The organism is Agrococcus sp. HG114 (assembly GCF_024723325.1).
GTDB lineage: Bacteria > Actinomycetota > Actinomycetes > Actinomycetales > Microbacteriaceae > Agrococcus.
Map to the genome: position 1 here is coordinate 1 of NZ_JANQCH010000297.1, position 392 is coordinate 392.

Consider the following 392-nt stretch of genomic DNA (forward strand, 5'->3'; position numbering starts at 1 on the left):
GGACAATAATAACACAAGCCCAAAAAACAAGCCTAAAATTGCCTCATGGGGCACCCATTTAAACACAAAAGCACAAATCTCCTGGGAGAATTTCACCACAATAAAATACGTTAAGCCTAAAGCAACAATAGCGCCAACCAGAATGGCCCAGATAAAATCCGACCTGCTTAGAATATGATGCATATTATGATCTAAATCAAATACAGGCGGCGCGTTAAACAATGCATTTCCCGGGCCAATCGCCACAGGAGAGAGCGGAATCCCCAAAGCAATAAGCGGGATTAGCGTACCGGCAATATAAGTAGCATTTGTCAGTGCGTCCATCGAAGAAATGGCTCTCGATGCTCTTTTAACGGGATCTTTAATCCGGCTGGACATAAGCTCTCCTAATA

General features: G+C 43.6%; 1 pseudogene. It reads right to left on the reverse strand.

The features are described from left to right. Positions 1 to 378 (reverse strand): annotated as a pseudogene (locus tag NWP09_RS13320) (tripartite tricarboxylate transporter permease); the annotation flags it as partial. Between the last annotated feature and the right edge of the window lie 14 nt (positions 379 to 392).